Here is a 17,737-nt window from a genome sequence, read left to right on the forward strand (position 1 = left end):
AACTGCCGGGTGCCGCGCGGATGACGCACCGCCAGTTGCCCCGATGGTCGGTCCCGTTCGTCTTTGTCACCGGTGCGGCGTCGCAGTACCTGGGTGCCGCGATCGGCGTGTTCCTCTTCTCGACCACCCAACCGGCCACCGTCGCGTGGCTCCGGGCCGCGGCCGGTGCGCTGGTGCTGATGGCCTGGCGCCGGCCGTGGCGAATGCCGTTGACGCGCCGCCGTGTCGCGATCGCGACCCTGTTCGGATTGATCACCGTCGGCATGAACATCGCGTTCTACGAAGCGCTGGCCCGTATCCCGTTGGGCACCGCCGTCGCGATCGAATTCATCGGCCCGACGCTGGTGGCCACGCTCGGGTCACGCAGACCGCGTGATCTTTTGGCTGCCACCCTCGCGGCTGGCGGGGTTGCTCTGTTGGCCGGCATCGAATTCACCTCAGAGCTCGCCGGCGTGGCGTGGGCACTGGCTGCCGCGGCGCTCTGGGCCGGTTACATCATGGTCGGCAAACGGGTGGCGGACGCACACGGCGGTCTCGACACGCTCGCCCTCGGAATGTCGACCGCCGCAGCCATTTTGGGCCCGGTGATCATCGGCCTCCAGGCCCACACGAACTCGGCGGTGTTCGTCGATCCGCGCACCTGGCTGCTCGGCCTCGGCGTCGGCCTGTTGTCGACGGCCATCCCCTATGCGCTCGACCAGATCGTCCTCCGTCAGGTCGGCCAGGCGAGGTTCGCGATCCTGCTGGCACTGTTGCCCGTGACGGCCAGCCTCATCGGGCTCACCGTGCTGCATCAGATTCCGACGATCGGCGAGATCGCCGGCATCGGACTGGTGGTGACCGGCCTCTTACTCGGTGCCCGCGGCGGAGCGTGACGTGGACATGCGACAGTGACAGGGACCCACCGGCAATGCCTACAGGAGAAGAGCACCATGCGCGCCATTCAGATCGCCCGGTTGGAAGGCCCCTCGGCGGCCGAACTGAACGACATCCCCGAGCCTGACGGCGCCGGCCTTGTGGTGATCGAGGTGCACGCCGCCGGTGTCGCCTTCCCCGACGCGCTGCAGTCGCGCGGCCTGTACCAGCACAAGCCGGAACTGCCGTACACCCCCGGCGCCGAGCTCGCGGGCGTGGTCCGCAGCGCACCCGAGGGCGCGCACGTGGCGGCCGGCGACAGGGTGGCGGCGTTGACCATGTTGTCGGGCGCGATGGCGGAAGTCGTTGCACTACCGGCTGATCGGGTCTTCAAGCTGCCGGACTCGGTGTCGTTCGAGGCCGGCGCCGGACTGCTGTTCAACGATCTGACGGTGCACTGCGCGCTGCGTACCCGCGGTCGGCTGACGCCCGGCGAGACGGTGCTGGTGCACGGCGCCGCGGGCGGCATCGGCACGTCCACGCTGCGCCTGGCCCCGGCGTTCGGCGCCGCCCGCACCATCGCGGTGGTGAGCTCGCCGGACAAGGCCGAGATCGCCCGTGCCGCTGGGGCTTCCGACGTCGTGTTGGCCGACGGCTTCAAGGACGCGGTGCGAGAGCTGACCGGCGGCCGCGGCGTCGACCTGATCCTCGACCCGGTCGGTGGTGACCGGTTCACCGACTCTCTTCGGTCCCTGGCACCCGGCGGCCGGCTGCTGGTGGTGGGATTCACCGGCGGCGATATTCCGACGGTCAAGGTGAACCGCCTGCTGCTCAACAATGTGGATGCGGTGGGTGTCGGCTGGGGTGCGTGGGCCATGACCCACCCGGGTTATCTCGCCGAGCAGTGGGAGGAGCTGGAGCCGCTGCTGGCCTCCGGTGCGGTGACCCCGCCGGCGCCCGAGGTCTATCCGTTGGAGCGGGCCGCGGACGCCATCGCCTCGCTGGAAAACCGTTCCGCCAAGGGCAAAGTGGTCGTCACGTTGCGCTGACCGGCAACACCAGCCGGGACTGGCCGCCGTCGCCGTGCGCGATGGTGTGCACCGAGGGCACCATCTCGGTGGCGGTCCCGAGCGGATCGCCGGTGCCCAGATTGCGCGCGAACCGCGGGAAACAGCCGCCCGCGACCAGCAGGCGGATCCGGTGGCCGGCCGCGAATCGGTAGGCGGTCGCGTCGAGTTCCAGGCGCAGCAGCGCCGCGGGGGCGTCGGCCGCGGTGAGCCGCAGATAGCCGTCGGTGACGTTGGTCGAATGTCCGTCGGGCCCAACGTCACTGATGCGCACGAACACGTCGGCGTGCGCGTTGTCGGTCCGGTGGTCCAGTTCGACGTACGGCGTTCCGATGACGTCGAGGTCAGCAGGCAACACCGGGCTGGTGAAGGTCAGCACGTCCGATCGCTCGGCGAGCGCGGTGTCGTCGATGTAACCCGACTTGCCGGAAACCAGAAGGCGCCCACCGATACTCGGTGTCGGGTCGGCCGGGTCGTAGACGAACGTGGACGGCGCCCCGCTGTCGGGCGGGGTCTCGGCCAGCGCCGCGCCAGGGTGCAGGTGCCACACCTGTTCGGCAGCCGGCGGTGGCCACTCCTGCATGTCGAGCCAGTCACCGCCGGCAACGCAGATCCGCACGGGGGCCGCGGCGCGGCGGGAGCCGTCCAGCCACAGCACGGATTCCTTAATGGCCTCGGTACCACCGGACCCGTGCGTCCACGGCCCCACGGTCAACGCCACCTCGACACCGCGGGCCCGTAGCCGCCGGTATTGCTCGAGGGTCTGGTCCACGAAAACGTCCTGCCAACCGGTGATCAGCAGCACCGGGCCGCGCAGGTTGTCGAGTGCGGCCGCCACACCGTTCTCGGCCCAGTACGGCGACGACGGATCCGGCTGTTCGAGCCACGCGTTGAACCACGGGGTGCGTCCGCCCAGGAGTTCGGCGGCGGCCGGATCGAGCGGCAGCGTCTCCAGCACCGGCTTGAGGGTGCGCGGCGTCGCCATGCCGCGGAGAATCTGGCGAATCCAGCCACCACGGTGCTGCCAGGCCACTTGATAACTCCAGCCCAGGAAATCGCCGAGCGCGAACGACCCTGTGCTCCATACCGAGTGTCCGAAATCGTGCGGCGCCATGGTGATCACGGAGGTGGTCAGGTCGTCGGGTTGGTCGACGAGGAGCGCCAGCTGGGTGAAGCCCAGGTATGACGCCCCGACAGTGGCGAATTCTCCCCCGTACCAAGGCTGTTCACGCAGCCACCGGACCGTGTCGGCACCGTCGTCGACCTCGTGACGGCCGGGCTCGAACGCACCGTCGGACCCGAAGGTGCCGCGCGTGCTCTGCAGCACGACGTGGAAGCCCTGCCCCGCGTACAGCCCGGCGAACACGCGGTTGGGCAGGCCGTCGCGGCCGTAGGGCCCCCGCATCAGCAGCGTGCCGGCGGGCTTGCGGCGCTGCGGCGCGTAGTGATCGGCCAACAGGACGGCGCCGTCGCGCATCGGCACCGGAAGCGACCGCTCCACCCGGAAGCTCGTGGCCCGCGGCAAACCCAGCCGGCGGGTCAGTGCGCGGGCACCGAGCCACGCCAGGGTGTCGCGTCGCACGTCACACTCTCCTCGTCCGGTCGTGGGCCTTGGACCATTTTCCACGGCGGCACCAGATCCACGGCAATCGACGGCCGGAACTGTGATCTGTTCGACTACTGGCGATTTGTGCACGATTTTTCGCGGCAGACGCGGAAAATCGTGCACAAATCCCTAGAAGGCCGAGGTCTCCAGCTCCATGACGTCGGTATCGAGCGTCTCGATCACCCCGCGCACCGAGGTCAACAGCGGCAGCATGTTCTTGGCGAAGAACTTCGCCACCGCCACCTTGCCGGTATAGAACGCGTGGTCGCGTTCGGAGGCGCCGTCGAGCGCCGCCAGGGCGATCTGGGCGGCCAGGATCAACCGCCAACCGATCACCAGGTCGCCGACCGCGAGCAGGAAGCGCACCGAGCCCAGACCCACCTTGTACAGCTGCTCGGGATCCCCCTGGGCCGCCATCAGGTAGCCGGTCAGCGCGGCGGCCATCGCCTGGACGTCGGCGAGAGCCGTTGCCAGCCGGTCGGTTTCGGCCTTGAGCTCCGGCCCGGCACCATCGATGGTTGCGGTGATCTGGCTCGACACGTGGGCCAGCGCCGCGCCCTGGTCGCGGATGATCTTGCGGAAGAAGAAGTCCAGCGACTGGATGGCCGTCGTGCCCTCGTACAGCGCGTCGATGCGAGCGTCGCGGATGTACTGCTCGATCGGGTAATCCTGCAGGAAGCCGGACCCGCCGAGTGTCTGCAGCGATTCGGAGAGCATCTCGTAGGCGCGCTCGGAGCCGACGCCCTTCACGATGGGCAGCAGCAGGTCGTTCACCCGGTGCGCCAGATCGGCGTCGGCACCCGAAACGAGTTGCGCGACATCAGCATTCTGGTAGGCCGCGGTGTACAGGTAGACCGCGCGCAGACCTTCGGCGTAGGCCTTCTGCGTCATCAGACTGCGTCGCACATCGGGGTGCTCGATGATCGCCACGCGCGGCGCGGTCTTGTCCGCCATCTGGGTGAGATCGGCACCCTGGATGCGTTCCTTGGCGTAGGCCAGCGCGTTGAGGTAGCCGGTGGACAGGGTGCCGGCGGCCTTGACACCCACCGTCATCCGGGCGTTCTCGATGACCTTGAACATCTGCGCGATGCCGTTGTGCACGCCGCCGACGAGGTAGCCGATCGCGGGCTTTCCGTGGGCGCCGAACGTCAACTCACACGTCGGTGACGACTTGATGCCCATCTTGTGTTCCAGGCCGGTGACGTACACGCCGTTACGCTCGCCCAGCTCGAGGGTCTCGGGGTCGAACAGGAAGTTGGGCACGAAGAACAAGCTCAGCCCTTTGGTACCCGGGCCCGCGCCCTCGGGCCGGGCCAGCACCAGGTGGAAGACGTTCTCCGCGGTGTCACCGACGTCGCCACCGGAGATGAAGCGCTTGACGCCCTCGATGTGCCAGGTGCCGTCAGGCTGTTCGATGGCCTTGGCCCGTCCCGCCCCGACATCGGAGCCGGCGTCCGGCTCGGTCAGCACCATGGTGCCCGCCCAGCCCTTGTCCATGGCCGTCCGCGCCCAGAGCTGCTGCTCCTCGGTACCCACCTCGGCCAGCGTGTGCGCCATCGCCGGCCCCAGGCCGTACAGGAACGTCGCCGACGGGTTCGCGCTGATGAGCATCTCCTGCGTCGCCCACACCAGCGCCGCCGGCGCCGGCGTACCACCGGCGCGCTCATCGAGGCCCAGGCGCCACCATTCGGCCTCCTTGACCACCCGCACGGTCTTGGCCAGCTCCTCGGACACCGTGATGCGGTGCTCGTCGGGCAGGAACACCGGCGGGTTGCGGTCGGCTTCGACAAACGTCTCGGCGACAACGCCTTCGGCGAGCTTCGAGATCTCGTCGAGGATGGATCGCGCCGTATCGGCATCGAGGTCGCCGTAGCCACCCGCATCCAGGGCCGCGCGGAGCGGCAGCACTTCGAACAGATTGAATTCGATATCGCGCAGATTGGCGATGTAGTGGCTCACGCAGCTCAGGATCCGCGTCGCGCCACGAGGTACGCAACCGTAAGTCTCGCCAACCTACGGTTACGGACCCGAAGGTTCTGAGGTCACACCCACATGTGACCTCCACCACACCGCGTCCCCCCGGGGATTTGTGCACGATTCTTCGCGGTCTGCGCGGAAAAACGTGCACAAATCCCAGGGCCGGCTACAACTGGACGATCACGCTCTTGTTCTTCAGGTAGGCCTCGAGGCCTTCGCGACCGAACTCCTGGCCCCAGCCGGACTGCTTGTAGCCACCGAACGGCAGGTCGTGGTCAAAGACCAACTGGCAGTTGACCTGAACGCTGCCGGCCTGCAGGCGCTTGACGATGCGGTGCGCCCGGCTGACGTTGGTGGTCCACGCGGTGGCCGCCAGTCCGTAGCTCGTGTCGTTGGCCATGGCGACGGCCTCGTCCTCGGTGTCGAACGGCAGGATGCTGACCACCGGCCCGAAGATCTCCTGCTGGTACAGGCGCATGCCTGGATCGACGTTGGTCAGCACCGTCGGGTGCACGAAGTAGCCCTTGCGGTCCAGCCGGTACCCGCCCGCGACGATCTCGACGCCGTCGTTCTTGCCCTCGTCGATGAAGCCCAGAACCCGATTCAGCTGCTTGGCACTGATCAGCGGGCCGCTCATCACGCCCTCTTCCTCCGGTCCGCCGTACTTCATGAAGTTGGCGACGTTCGCGATACCCTCGACCACCTGGTCATAGACGCCGCGCTGCACGAAAATCCTTGAGCCGCACACACATCCCTGGCCGGAGTGGATGAAGATGCCCATGGCCGCACCGAAGATGGCCTTGTCCAGGTCGGCGTCGTCGAAGATCAGCACCGGCGACTTGCCGCCGAGTTCCAGCATGACCTTCTTGAGGTTGCCCGCCGAAGCCTTGACGATCTCCTTGCCCACTTCCGTCGAACCCGTGAACGCGACCTTCTCGACGTCGGGGTGCGCGGTGATGGCGGCGCCCGCGGTGTGGCCGTACCCGGTGATCAGGTTGACGACCCCCTCGGGCACGCCCGCCTCGTGGATCAACCGGTCCAGCAGCAGCGCCGAAAGCGGGGTCTCCTCAGCGGGTTTCACCAGGCTGCTGCAGCCCGCGGCCAGCGCAGGGGCGACCTTGGCGCAGGCGTTGAAGATGGGGCCGTTCCACGGGAAGATCAGGCCGACGACGCCGTAGGGCTCACGCAGCGTGTAGCCGTGCTGGTCGACGTAGGCGTCCGACGCGATGCCGCTGGTGCGGATGTCGTAGGCGGTGCCGTTGATCTTCGAACACCAGCCGGCGTAATAGCGGAAGAACTCGGCGCACGTCGGCACGACGAGCTCGGACTGCATCTTCATCATGCCCGTGTTGGCCGAGTCGATGGCCGCGAACTCGGCGGCGTGCTCGTCGATCAGGTCGGCGATGCGCCACAGGATCTTGGCGCGTTCCCGGCCCGGCAGACCGGACCAGACACCGGATTCGAAGGACGACTTGGCGCGGGCGACGGCCTCGTCGACGAACTCAGGGCCGCAATCGGTGAACTCGCCGATCTGCTCCTCGCTCACCGGATCGATGATCGGGATGAGCTCACCCGTACCCGGGCGCTTCTGGATGTCCTCCAAGACCGACTGCAGCGTCATCGCGTGCCTCTCATCGTCAGCGAGCCCGCGCCCCGGGGTGGGCGCGCAACAAATGCTGTGCAGTTGCTTAGCATTGCCGCGATCAGGTCGTCAAGAGTGGCTCACGCCGGCGGGTTGTCTGGAAAGATCGGGTCCGTGTCTGCCGGCCACGACTACACCTCCCCTGACCTGGCACGCAGCGCCCTGGTGCTGATCGACGTGCAGAACGATTTCGTCTCGGGTCCGTCGCAGGTCGACGGCACCGCCGAACGGGTGCCCGCGATGGCCCGGCTGCTCGCGGCGTTCCGCGCGGCGCACCGGCCGATCGTGCACATCGTGCGGCTGTACGTCCCCGGCGGCAGCGACGCCGACCCGCCGCGCCGGGCCGCCATCGAGTCCGGCAAGCAGATCGCCGCACCGCACACCGACGGCGCCGCGGTACCCGGGGAACTGCTGGCGCACCCCCTGGACTACGACTCGCTACTGGCCGGCGGCGTCCAGCAGGTGGCGCCGGGTGAGGTCGTCATGTTCAAACCACGGTGGTCGGCGTTCTACCGCACGGCATTGGAAGTGCATCTGCGCGACCTCGCGGTGAACACCGTCGTGGTGGCCGGCTGCAACCTGCCGAATTGTCCCCGCGCCACCCTGTTCGACGCCTCCGAGCGGGACTTCCGCGCCGCGCTGGTCACCGACGCCACGTCCCAGGTGACACCCGAGCGGCTCGCCGACCTGGCACTCATCGGCGTCGAGACGCTCACGACCGCGGACGTCGAGCAGTTCTTCCGGGCCACTGCAACCACACAGGAACGCCAGTGAACAATTCACGGGGTGAGACCGCACAGTAAGACGCGATCCTGACCGCCCTCGCGATCACGGCGGTGCTGCTGGCCGGCGTCGCCGCAGGAGTGATCAACGCCGTGGTGGGCTCCGGCAGCCTGATCACCTTCCCCGTGCTGATGGCCGTCGGTTACCCGCCACTGGTGGCCAACATGTCCAACTCGGTCGGCCTGGTGCCGGGGAACTTCACCGGTGCCTACGGCTACCGGCACGAGCTCGGCGGCCAGGGCGCCCGCATCCTCCGGCTCGGGGTGGTGTCGCTGGCCGGCGCGATCGTCGGCGCCGTGCTGCTACTCAAACTGCCACCCGGCGCCTTCACCGCGGTCGTGCCATGGCTGATCCTGCTGGCCGGCGCGCTCGTGCTGGTGCAACCCCTGTTGCGCCGGGCGCTGGATGCCCGGCGCGGCGCGCCGCGGTCCACCGACCATGCCGCGCCGCTCTACGCGGGCGTGTTCGGGTGCGCGGTCTACGGCGGCTATTTCGGTGCGGCGCAAGGCATCATCATGATGGCCCTGTTCGGGCTGTTCGTGTCAGAAGATCTGCAGCGCCTCAACGGCGTCAAGAACATCTCTGTGGGACTGGTCAATTCGGTCGCGGCCATCATCTTCATCATCGTCGGCCAGGTGGCCTGGCTACCGGCGCTGCTGCTGGCCGTCGGCTCGACCATCGGCGGCTACATCGGAGCCAGGATCGGACGCCGCCTGCCGCCCAACGCCTTACGCGCCTGCATCGTCGTCGTCAGTGTCGTCGCGTTCACCGTCATGATGCTGCGGTAGCCGGCGCGCCATCGGCCGAATTCGTCACCGCTAACACGCAATAACCGACTTTTGGTATGTCACGATTCGAACGCGCCGGGCCCAGCTAACGAGCGGATGGGGTGCCGGTGTGTCAGCATGAACCCGTGAGGCCAAGCAGAAGCAGAAGCCGCATCAGAAGCCTGACTACGGCCGCAATCCTGGTGGTACCGCCAGGATTGATCTCCGCGGCCCTACCGCAGACAGCACACGCGGCCGAATGCCCCGACGCCCAGGTCATATTCGCCCGCGGCACCGACGAAGCGCCCGGACCCGGCGGGGTGGGGACGGCGTTCATCGATTCGCTGCGCACCGCCATCAGCCCGAAAACCCTTGATGTGTACGCGGTCGACTATCCCGCGACCACCGACTTCCCCACCGCCGTCGACGGAATCCGTGACGCGCGTAGGCAAATCGTGACGACCGCGGCGGCCTGTCCCCGGACCAAGATGGTGCTCGGCGGGTTCTCACAGGGCGCCGCCGTTGCGGGCTTCGTCACCGCAGGCACCATTCCCGACGGCGTCTCCGCCGCCGAAGTGCCGACTCCCATGCCACCCGACGTCGCGGATCACGTTGCCGCCGTAGCCTTGTTCGGCAAGCCCTCGCCACGGTTCATGCGCGCCATCGGCTCTCCCGCTGTCACGGTCGGCCCGGTCTACCAACCCAAAACCACCGATCTCTGTGCCCCCAACGACCTGGTGTGCGATGCACACGGATCGAGCTTCGACGCCCACAACAGTTACGTGGACAGCGGATTGGTCAACCAGGGCGTGAACTTCGCCGTGAGGCAACTGCAGGCGGGGTGGGCGGCCGACGCACTGGCCGGACCCGCGCCGTGGTCATCGACGACGATCCAGGCCGCCGATCAGGCCGGGCGCGGTCGGCCCGCGCCCGCCGGGACTCCGCCGTCCACCGCGGCGCCGGCCCATATGCCGGCGAGCGCACCGTGGCTCCCGGGACCGGAGCAGGCCGCGACGGCACCGGACGCAGCGCCGGCCCCGTAGCCGCTACCGGAACTGCACGCCACGGCGCCGCACCCACCAATCGGCAAACAGTGTCCCGGCGATCCACACGCCGACCGCGATAGCAAGGTGCACAGCGCTTTTGGTGTCGCGGCCGAGGACGGGACCGAAAACATGGGCGACGGCGTTCGGTAGCTTCCGCCACAATTCCCGGTGCTCCACCCCGCCGACCGGGTCGGCGACGAAATACAGAACGTACGGCAGCACCAGCGACGACAGCCAGAATGCGATACGGCGCCGGTCGTGACGCTGGCCCCACCGCTGCACCAACCGCACTTCAGCAACCGGCAGCAATACCGACACCGCGTTGCCGACGCCCAGCCAGGACACGATCGGCACCGCGACATTCGGGATCGTCACACCGAGCCGGGCCGGAGTCTCCAACCAGACGGTGAGCACCGCGGCAACCACGAGCGTCGGAAGTCCGACGAGAATCAGCAGCGCCAGGTTCTTCTGCAGCAATATCCGCCATGGCGACACCGATTCGGCCAGCCGCTGCCGGACCCGATCATGGTCGGCGCCAAGCACATTGGTTGTCGTGGTGTCGGCCAGCACGAACGACGAGAAGTACGTGCCGACCAGGATCACCCAATCGTGGTGATGGCGTCCCCCGGAGGTCAGCGGCTCCACGGCAAGCCACAGCAGGGCGAGCACGACGTTGGCCGCCACGCCCAGCAGCCAGGTGCGCGGCGGCGTGAAGGCCCAACGCACTTCCGACCACATTGCGGGCAACATCGTCCATCTCCACCGTCAACGCCCCGTCCGCCGCGGAGCGCGTGCGACGATACCGGCAACAAACGTTGCGGTTCCTGTGAGCGCAGTGCCGCCGACACAGATCCGAATGGGAGCGTATGGCGGAACCGCACGGCACCGATCCCAGTGCCCACATTCAGCTGATCGTCGACCTGCTGGCCCGATCGCTGAATCGCGCGGTCCTGCTGGACGACACGGCGATGACGCCCATGACCTTCAGCCGCCAGCTCGGGACCGTCGACGACGTGCGAATGCACAGCCTCCTCGAGCGCACCACGAAACCCGAAGTCATAGCAGAGCTTCAGGCCCTAGGAATCGATGACGCCGACCCGGGCGTCGCGATTCCGCCGCTGCCCCAGTACGCCATGGTGGCGCGGTACTGCGTGCCGGTTCGATCGGCCGCGAACCATTTCGGCTACCTGTGGGTGATCGACCCGGAGCAGTCACTGAGCGCGGCCGAGCGTGCCCTGGCGAACCAGGCCGGCGCGGATCTGGTGGCGGTCCTGGATCGGCGCCAAACCGCCGAGCGGGCCGTCGAGTCCGCGCGTCAGGCCGTGCTCACCCGCCTGTTGGCGGCCGGTGCGGGCGAGCCGCTGAACGCGGTGCTCCTCGAGCTCAGCGCCCAGGGCATGGCACAGCCGGACAGCCTGCTCACCGTCTTCGCGTTCGTCCCGTCCGGGGACGCCGCGGAGACCGAGCAGCGTCTCACCGCACTACGCCTGCGGCTGTCCGCCGTCGAGCGAACGCACAACTGGTTCATCCTGCCCGGCAATCCCGTGAGCGTCTTCGCCTTCTGCCCCGCGCACGTGCGGGTCTCGCCGCAGCGACTCGCCGAGACCGTGACCTCGTCGATCCGGGCCACCTTCGATGACGCGCCGGTCATCGGCTGGTCCGGTAGCCGGCTGCCCCTGGCCCAGGCCGCCCAGTCATTTCGGGATGCCCGGCTGGCCTGCACCCTGGCCGCCGCGGGCGCCGGCCCGGGCGAGGCGGCGCTCGACTGGACCGCGGCCGGGTCGTGGCGGGCGGTCGCGCTGGTCGCCGACAGCCTCGCCGACGCTCCAGACGAACTCGACGCGCTGATCCATCCGGGCGTCGCGGCGCTCTTGGCCGAGGGACGCGACGACCTCATCCAGACGCTCGAGGCCTATCTGTCCTCCGGCGGCGATGCCCGGCGCGCGGCCGACACCATGCACCTGCATCGCTCGACGCTGTACTACCGCCTGGAGAAGATCACCCAGGCTCTCGGTGACGACGTCACCGACCTCACCGACGGCGAAGCCCGCTTCGATCTCATGCTCAGCATCCGGCTGGCCCGACTGCGCCGCCGCTGATACCAGGCGCCGGCGGCCTTCCGACTCCTGTCGGAAAAACGGCCGGATGTTCCGACAAGATGGCGCCTCCTTCGGCCCCCGCATGCCGTGCTGACCGGCTTAGTATTCGCACACACCAAATAGTGGTGCAGCTCACATCTGTCGCTGGGCGTGGGCTGAAAACGCCCTGACAACGCCGTCGGGGCAGCGCGAAGGAGACGACGTGAGCGGGACACCGACCCTCAACAAGGCACTGAGCCAACGCCAACTGTCCATGATCGCGATCGGGGGCGTGATCGGCGCCGGGCTGTTCGTCGGCTCCGGTGTCGTCATCAAAGACACCGGTCCCGGCACGTTCATCACGTATGCGCTCGCCGGCGTGCTGATCATCATGATCATGCGGATGCTCGCCGAGATGGCGGTGGCCAATCCGTCGACCGGCTCGTTCGCCGATTACGCCCGCAATGCCTTGGGCAACTGGGCCGGCTTCTCGATCGGCTGGCTGTACTGGTACTTCTGGGTGATCGTCGTCGGATTCGAGGCGATCGCCGGCGCGAAGATCATTCGGTACTGGCTGCCCGCGGCACCGATATGGCTCACAGCCCTACTGCTGTTGATCGCGATGACGGCGACGAATCTGTTCTCTGTGTCGTCGTTCGGCGAGTTCGAGTTCTGGTTCGCCAGCATCAAGGTCGCGGCCATCATCGTGTTCATCGGACTGGGCTCCTGTTTCGTGCTCGGTCTGTGGCCGCACAAATCCATGGATTTCTCCAACCTGACCGCGCACGGCGGTTTCTTCCCGCTGGGCTCGTCCGCGGTCACCGTCGGTGTCGTCACCGTGATCTTCTCGATGGTGGGCGCCGAGATCGCGACCATCGCCGCCGCCGAGTCCACCGACCCTGAGCGCGCTGTCGCCAAGGCCGCCAACTCGGTCATCATGCGCATCGCCGTCTTCTTCGTCGGCTCGGCGTTCCTGCTGGTGACCATCCTGCCGTGGAACGGCAAGCAGCTCGCCGCGTCGCCGTTCGTCTCGGCCTTCACCGCGATGGGTATCCCCTACGCCGACCACATCATGAACGCGGTTGTCCTGACCGCAGTCTTGAGCTGCCTGAACTCGGGCATGTACACCGCCTCGCGCATGCTGTTCGTGCTGGCCGCCCGCCGAGAGGCGCCCGCCCAGCTCGTCTCCGTCACCCGTCGCGGCGTTCCGGCGGCCGCCATTCTCACATCGTCGGTCATCGGTTTCCTGGGTGTCATCGCCTCGGCCTTCTCGCCCGATTTCATCTTCAAGTTCCTGCTGGATTCCAGCGGCGCCGTCATCCTCTTCGTCTACCTCTTGATCGCCATCTCCCAGATCGTGCTGCGGTACCGCAACGGCGGCGACAAGCTCAAGGTCAAAATGTGGCTGTTCCCCGTGTTGTCGATCATCACGGCGCTGGCGATGACCGCCATCCTGGTTCAGATGTACGTCCAGGGCGGAGACAACCGAAGGGCCCTGACGCTGAGCCTGCTGTCCTGGGCCGTGGTGATCGGGCTGTTCTTCGCCAACCGCTGGTTCAACTCCCGCCGGCCGGTCCCGGAGCCCGTCATCGCGACCGAGCGGCCGCACCGGGTACTGGTGCTGGCCAACGAAACCGTCGGCTCCGAGGAGCTGCTCGACGAACTGCGCGCCATCGGCGCCGACAACGCCACGACCTATCACGTGGTGGTGCCGGTCAGCCCGATCGAGACCGGCGCCGCCGCCTCGCACAGCCCCCTCGATGTCTGGGAGGCCACCAAAGTCCTTGCCCAGCAACGTCTCGACCAGACGCTGGCGGCGCTGCACTCGGCGAACCTGGAGGCCGACGGCAAGCTGGGCGACTACCGCCCGCTGCGCGCGCTGGCCGCCGGCGTGGACGAATTCCACCCGGATCAGATCGTCATCGCGACAGAGCCACCGGAACAGTCGATCTGGCACCGCTTCGATGTGGTCGACCGCGCCCGGTCCGACTACAACATCCCGGTGACCAACGTGATCGCGATGACTCCCGCCGAGGAGCCTGTCGCGTGACGATCATCGCCGGGTTCAGCGCCTCCCGGCAGGGCAGCGCCCCGATCAACCTCGCTGTGCAGATCGCGAGGACCACGGGCGAGAAGGTCATCGCGGCAGCGGTTCTCGAGCGCTCGTGGCCGCCGCGCAACGACCCCGTCGAGGAGGAATACCTGCGCCACGTTAAGGCGCAGACGGCCCAGTCCTTGCAGGCCGTCGTCAACGGCCTCCCCGGGCGACCGGACGTACCCACGCTGGTTCACGAATCCGGCTCCATCCCAACCGGTTTGCTCGAGCTCGCGCAGGAGTTCGAGGCCCGCGCCGTGGTGCTCGGATCGTCGTCGTCCGGCCTGCTGGGACGCGTTGCTCTCGGCAGCGTGACGGAGCGGCTGGTGCACACCGCGCAGGTGCCGGTGGCGATCGCGCCGCGCGGATACGCCTTCAGTCACGAGCCGATCCGCCGCCTCACCGCGGCCTACGGCGGCGAGGCCGACACCAACGGATTGATCCGGGCGGCCGCGGAGCTGTCGAAGGACTGGAACGCCCAGCTGCGGATCGTGGCGTACACCGTCCGGCCCGCGTGGGCATTCGGCGGGCCCTCGCTCGAGGCGGGTGCCGAGGACATGGTGGTCGCGCAGTGGTCGAAACGCACCGCCGACGATGTCACCAAGCAGCTCAACAGAATTCGCGAAGATCTGGCCGTGCCCGATGTGGACATGGTCGTCAGCAGCGGGCGGGATTGGCAGCAGGCCGTGGAGAACACGGGCTGGGCATCAGGTGATGTGCTGCTGCTCGGATCGGGCGCGGCCGGGCAGTCCGCCCGGGTGTTTCTCGGATCGGCAGCGGCGAAAATCCTGCGTCATTCACCGGTCCCGGTGATGATCATGCCGCGCGCCTGAGTTCGTCGGCCGAAAGGCCAACTATCGCTTGCCGTATTGAACAGCTTGCGACAGTTGGCCTTTGAGCTTCTATCTAGCTCTTACCGTAGGGCGCGGCCTTGACGACGGGGCTGGCCGACGGGGTCAGCGGCGCGGTGGGAGGCGCCTCCTTGGTGGTCGTCGAGCCATTGGCGCCCACCGGGTTCTCCCGCGCCGGCTCGGCAACCGCGACGGTGGCGGCCCCCATGGCCACGAGAGCGCCGGCGCCGATTGCGGCAGCCAGACGACGGATGGTGACGGCGTTGGTCAGACGTGAACGAGACATCAATTTCCTCAGTGTGTTGTTGCCTGTGCAGGATTGGTGCCCGCAGCCCCGAGCCGCTCGCACCTCCGACCCTCGTGTCCCGCAATCTCCAAAGCAGATCGGGAGCGGCAAAGCCAACCACAAGCAATCGGTGCAGCGAAATCTGCCGTGTCGCGATGAGCACGTCAACAGCCAGCGGAAATGTTGAGCAGACTGCTCAGGGTGTGACGTAGGACACTGTGATCTACGCATCATTTTGCCCGGTACCGCCGGGGTTGACGCACGCGTCGACGAGGTGTCGCCGCAGGCGATCCGGGGTAAGGACGGACGGTGCGACACAGACACCGGGCAGGTGAGCCATGAGGCTGCGACATAGCGACATCGCATCGCCCGGGATCACGCGCAGGCGGCGCGGCAACGGCTTCTCCTACTACGACGCCGACGGCACTCCCGTCACCGACGAAGCGACGCTACAACGGATTCGCGAACTGGTGATACCACCGGCGTGGCGGAAAGTCTGGATCAGCCCCCACCGCAACGGACACATCCAGGCGGTGGGCACCGACGCCGCGGGACGCCGCCAGTACCTCTATCACGCCGTGTGGCAGCAGGAACGCACCGAGGAGAAGTTCGACCGCGTGCTCCAGCTCTCCACGGCGCTGCCCGAGTGGCGAAACCGGATCGCAGCCGACCTCACCGGCCGCGGACTGCACCGCGAGCGCGTGCTCGCGGTGGCCCTGCATCTGATCGACCTCGGGTATTTCCGCGCCGGCGGCGAGGAGTACGCCCAGGAGAACGACTCGCGCGGACTGGCCACGCTGCGTTGCGAACACGTCGAGGTGCGCAGCGGCACAGTGATATTCGACTACCCGGCGAAGAGCGGCGTACAGCGCCATCTGGAACTGGCAGACCAACAAGTGGTCCGAGCGGTCCGAGCGCTACGCCGCGGACGAGACCCAACCGATCGACTCTTCTACTGCCGCACCGGTTCGGGGTGCGTAGAGCTCCATGCCGACGACCTCAATGCCCGATTCAAAGAGCTTGTCGGCGAGGAGTACAGCGTCAAGGACCTGAGAACATGGCACGGCACCGTATTGGCCGCCGCGGGCTTCGCCTCCGTCGCGCCGGCGGATACGAAGGCAGCCATCCGCCGCGCCCGGACTTCGGTCTTCCGCGAGGTCGCCGACGAACTCGGCAACACCCCTGCAGTGGCGCGGAGTTCGTATGTCGACCCCCGGGTGGTGACGGCGTACGAACAAGGTCTGACGATTTCCGCGGCCGTCAGGCGTGCCGAGAAGCAGCGGAATGACGCTGCGGCTCAGGAGATCCTGGAAAGAGCCACCCGGAAACTCATCCGCCGCATGGCGCGAGCATCAGGTACGTGAGTGGGCCAGCCTGGTCTGCAGAGAGGTATCGACCATCTGCGGACTCAAGATGTGATCGAGCGCCGTGGTCGCGCAGCCGATGATGCCGACGCGCTCCTGAAGCACCGACGGGACGACCTGCAGCGTGCGGGTGGCCAGCGTGCTGGCGTTGCCGTACAAGGTTTCTCGCAGACCGGCCACGAACACGTCGTAAGCACCGACCATGTCACCGGCCACGACCAACACGGCGGGGTTGATCAGGTTGACCGCGGCCGCGAGCACTTCGCCGACATGTCGACCACTGTCACGAATCTTGCTGCGGGCCTTGGCATCCCCACTGTGCGCCAACGCCACGACGTCACGCAGGTGGCCCACGGCATACCCTTCACGCCGCAGATCGCGCACGATCGCCCAGCCGCCGGCGACCGCCTCGACGCAACCCGTGTCACCGCAGCGGCACGAGATACCGGCAGCCGCCGCGATCTTGCTGTGCCCGAAGTCCCCCGCTGCCTGCACCGCGCCGCGCCGGAGTTGGCCCCCCATCACGATGCCGGCGCCCAACCCGGTGGACGCCTTGACGACCAGCATGTCCTGCACATCGGCGAATCCGAAGCGGCGTTCGGCCAGTGCGATCACATTGGCGTCGTTGTCCATGACCACCGGCGCGTCGGCGAGATGCCGGAAGTACGGCGCCAACGGCACACCGTCCCAACCGCTCATGTTCGGCGAGTCCAGGCTCGCCCCGAGCTGCCGATCGACCGTGCCGGGCAGACTCAGACCGATGCCGGATATGCGGTCGCCGCGGCGCCCGGAGTCGTCCAGGAGTTCGCCGAGCCGCTTCACCAGATCGGGCATCAGATCGTCCGGGCCCATACCGGGCTCCTGATCGATGTCGGCGGTGGCAAGGATGTCGCCGGCGAGATTGCACAACGCCAGCTGCGTGCGGCTCCGCCCGATGGCCACCGCGAAGACGATGCCGGCATCCACGTTGAACATGAGCTGCGCCGCCGGACGTCCGCCCGTCGTTGCCACGTGCTCGGGCTCGATCACCAGATTGTCGGCTTCCAGCGCTGCGATTCGCGCAGTCACCGCAGTGCGCGACAGACCGGTGATTCGGCCGATCTCGCTGCGGGTAATAGCCCGGTGATCCCTGATCACGGCGAACACTTCGCCGGCAGTAGGTGACACCGACGTGCCGCTGAGCGCCATGGCTGCCATTGAAGCAAGGCGACACACGCCGGCGCAAGCGTAAGTCAGGGCTAGTTAGGTATTTGAAATACATAATTAGCTTGCAGAAAATCCTAATGGGTGTATGGTTCGTTCTGAAACGATCAAGCGAGG

The 17,737-nt window shown here is 67.5% G+C and carries 15 protein-coding genes; 9 read left to right on the forward strand and 6 right to left on the reverse strand.

The window, feature by feature from the left end; translation table 11 throughout:
• The first annotated feature begins 20 nt into the window (after positions 1-20).
• Both VXD91_RS27500 and VXD91_RS27505 read left to right on the forward strand, forming a co-directional pair.
• The gene (locus VXD91_RS27500; protein ID WP_318984192.1) at positions 21-875 is read left to right on the forward strand and encodes an EamA family transporter; all 855 of its coding nucleotides are present in this window, start codon (positions 21-23) and stop codon (positions 873-875) included.
• 57 nt (positions 876-932) lie between these two features.
• Positions 933-1,904, forward strand: coding sequence for an NADPH:quinone oxidoreductase family protein (locus VXD91_RS27505; RefSeq protein ID WP_318984191.1), 972 nt, complete (start codon positions 933-935; stop codon positions 1,902-1,904).
• Here VXD91_RS27505 and VXD91_RS27510 read toward each other — a convergent pair.
• From VXD91_RS27510 to VXD91_RS27520, 3 genes are all read right to left on the reverse strand, one after another.
• Positions 1,891-3,504: a CocE/NonD family hydrolase gene (locus tag VXD91_RS27510; RefSeq protein ID WP_318984190.1), complete on the reverse strand. Its 1,614-nt coding sequence runs from the start codon at positions 3,502-3,504 to the stop codon at positions 1,891-1,893. The genes VXD91_RS27505 and VXD91_RS27510 overlap by 14 nt on opposite strands.
• A gap of 153 nt (positions 3,505-3,657) precedes the next feature.
• A complete protein-coding gene (locus VXD91_RS27515; RefSeq protein WP_318984189.1) occupies positions 3,658-5,487 on the reverse strand; it encodes an acyl-CoA dehydrogenase in 1,830 nt (609 codons plus the stop codon).
• Positions 5,488-5,671: 184 nt separating this feature from the next.
• Positions 5,672-7,126 (reverse strand): aldehyde dehydrogenase family protein, encoded by a 1,455-nt coding sequence (locus VXD91_RS27520; protein ID WP_318984188.1) that lies wholly within the window; start codon positions 7,124-7,126, stop codon positions 5,672-5,674.
• A 135-nt stretch (positions 7,127-7,261) separates the two neighbouring features.
• On the opposite strand from VXD91_RS27520, the gene VXD91_RS27525 reads away from it, so the two are divergent.
• From VXD91_RS27525 to VXD91_RS27535, 3 genes are all read left to right on the forward strand, one after another.
• On the forward strand, positions 7,262-7,921 hold the full coding sequence (locus tag VXD91_RS27525; protein WP_318984187.1) for an isochorismatase family cysteine hydrolase: 660 nt from the start codon (positions 7,262-7,264) through the stop codon (positions 7,919-7,921).
• A 38-nt stretch (positions 7,922-7,959) separates the two neighbouring features.
• On the forward strand, positions 7,960-8,718 hold the full coding sequence (locus tag VXD91_RS27530; RefSeq protein ID WP_318984303.1) for a sulfite exporter TauE/SafE family protein: 759 nt from the start codon (positions 7,960-7,962) through the stop codon (positions 8,716-8,718).
• 182 nt (positions 8,719-8,900) lie between these two features.
• The gene (locus tag VXD91_RS27535) at positions 8,901-9,740 is read left to right on the forward strand and encodes a cutinase family protein (protein ID WP_318984186.1); all 840 of its coding nucleotides are present in this window, start codon (positions 8,901-8,903) and stop codon (positions 9,738-9,740) included.
• A 3-nt stretch (positions 9,741-9,743) separates the two neighbouring features.
• Here the strand turns inward: VXD91_RS27535 and VXD91_RS27540 are convergent, their stop codons facing one another.
• Positions 9,744-10,493: a hypothetical protein gene (locus VXD91_RS27540; protein ID WP_318984185.1), complete on the reverse strand. Its 750-nt coding sequence runs from the start codon at positions 10,491-10,493 to the stop codon at positions 9,744-9,746.
• 116 nt (positions 10,494-10,609) lie between these two features.
• Here VXD91_RS27540 and VXD91_RS27545 point away from each other — a divergent pair, with 116 nt between their 5' ends.
• The 3 genes from VXD91_RS27545 (at position 10,610) to VXD91_RS27555 (ending at position 14,749) form a co-directional block, all read left to right on the forward strand.
• Positions 10,610-11,842 (forward strand): helix-turn-helix domain-containing protein, encoded by a 1,233-nt coding sequence (locus tag VXD91_RS27545; protein ID WP_318984184.1) that lies wholly within the window; start codon positions 10,610-10,612, stop codon positions 11,840-11,842.
• Positions 11,843-12,044: 202 nt separating this feature from the next.
• Complete coding sequence (locus VXD91_RS27550) at positions 12,045-13,871, forward strand: amino acid permease (RefSeq protein ID WP_318984183.1); 1,827 nt, start codon at positions 12,045-12,047, stop codon at positions 13,869-13,871.
• Positions 13,868-14,749: a universal stress protein gene (locus tag VXD91_RS27555; protein ID WP_318984182.1), complete on the forward strand. Its 882-nt coding sequence runs from the start codon at positions 13,868-13,870 to the stop codon at positions 14,747-14,749. Before VXD91_RS27550 ends, VXD91_RS27555 begins: the two co-directional genes overlap by 4 nt.
• A gap of 73 nt (positions 14,750-14,822) precedes the next feature.
• Here the strand turns inward: VXD91_RS27555 and VXD91_RS27560 are convergent, their stop codons facing one another.
• Positions 14,823-15,053, reverse strand: coding sequence for a hypothetical protein (locus tag VXD91_RS27560; protein ID WP_318984181.1), 231 nt, complete (start codon positions 15,051-15,053; stop codon positions 14,823-14,825).
• Positions 15,054-15,391: 338 nt separating this feature from the next.
• Here VXD91_RS27560 and VXD91_RS27565 point away from each other — a divergent pair, with 338 nt between their 5' ends.
• A complete protein-coding gene (locus VXD91_RS27565; RefSeq protein ID WP_318984180.1) occupies positions 15,392-16,417 on the forward strand; it encodes a DNA topoisomerase IB in 1,026 nt (341 codons plus the stop codon).
• Here VXD91_RS27565 and VXD91_RS27570 read toward each other — a convergent pair.
• A complete protein-coding gene (locus tag VXD91_RS27570) occupies positions 16,406-17,605 on the reverse strand; it encodes an ROK family transcriptional regulator (protein WP_346416878.1) in 1,200 nt (399 codons plus the stop codon). The genes VXD91_RS27565 and VXD91_RS27570 overlap by 12 nt on opposite strands.
• Positions 17,606-17,737 lie beyond the last annotated feature (132 nt).

This window comes from Mycobacterium sp. SM3041 (genome assembly GCF_039668335.1).
Lineage (GTDB): Bacteria > Actinomycetota > Actinomycetes > Mycobacteriales > Mycobacteriaceae > Mycobacterium.

Bases quoted from the DNA above. Each gene is read 5' to 3' on its own strand.
- VXD91_RS27500 (WP_318984192.1), top strand. From the start codon at position 21: ATGACGCACCGCCAGTTGCCCCGATGGTCGGTCCCGTTCGTCTTTGTC.
- VXD91_RS27505 (WP_318984191.1), top strand. From the start codon at position 933: ATGCGCGCCATTCAGATCGCCCGGTTGGAAGGCCCCTCGGCGGCCGAA.
- VXD91_RS27520 (WP_318984188.1), bottom strand. From the start codon at position 7,126: ATGACGCTGCAGTCGGTCTTGGAGGACATCCAGAAGCGCCCGGGTACG.
- VXD91_RS27540 (WP_318984185.1), bottom strand. From the start codon at position 10,493: ATGTTGCCCGCAATGTGGTCGGAAGTGCGTTGGGCCTTCACGCCGCCG.
- VXD91_RS27545 (WP_318984184.1), top strand. From the start codon at position 10,610: ATGGCGGAACCGCACGGCACCGATCCCAGTGCCCACATTCAGCTGATC.
- VXD91_RS27560 (WP_318984181.1), bottom strand. From the start codon at position 15,053: ATGTCTCGTTCACGTCTGACCAACGCCGTCACCATCCGTCGTCTGGCT.
- VXD91_RS27565 (WP_318984180.1), top strand. From the start codon at position 15,392: ATGAGGCTGCGACATAGCGACATCGCATCGCCCGGGATCACGCGCAGG.
- VXD91_RS27570 (WP_346416878.1), bottom strand. From the start codon at position 17,605: ATGGCGCTCAGCGGCACGTCGGTGTCACCTACTGCCGGCGAAGTGTTC.